Annotated in this window: 1 protein-coding gene; it reads left to right on the top strand. The window is 46.7% G+C overall.

Annotated elements, in window-relative coordinates; translation table 11 throughout:
• Positions 1 to 445: NHL repeat-containing protein (locus AC1DWB_RS37095; protein WP_477546017.1), on the top strand; the 445-nt coding region annotated here is incomplete at its 5' end.
• Positions 446 to 553 lie beyond the last annotated feature (108 nt).

Below are 553 nucleotides of genomic sequence, written 5' to 3'. Positions count from 1 at the left end.
CTCTTGGGGTGGTCGAGGTTCAGAGCCAGGACAAATGGCTTGCCCACATGGCATCTCGATCGATCTTCGTGGCGCTGAACCTGAATTGTATGTAGCTGACCGCGGTAATTTCCGGATTCAAGTGTTCACGTTGGATGGAGTACATAAGCGGTTTATTGATGACGACATAGACATGCCTTGCAATTTTTATTATGATGGTGACGAGCTGTATTTCCCTGATCTACATAGCCGCGTTACAATATTCGATAAGAATGATCGCTTGATCACCCACTTGGGAGAGCATCAACTGGCTTACAAAAAGGAAGGCTGGCCGAATTTGCCGCTCGACTTTTTCCGTCCGAACAAATTCAGTTCGCCACATGGGATTTGTGTCGATGCTGAGCATAATGTGTACGTGGCCGAATGGACCCAGTTCGGTCGCATCACCAAGCTGATCCGTCAATAATAGGAATCAGGCTACAAGCCGTATTGAATAGGGGACTTTATCAACATGATCGATCATATCGTATTAGTCAAATTCGGTGAATCTACAACTCAAGATCAGCTGGCCGAG

It is taken from the genome of Paenibacillus sp. P4_E11, from assembly GCF_056401635.1.
This window is presented reverse-complemented; position numbering and strand designations above follow the sequence as displayed.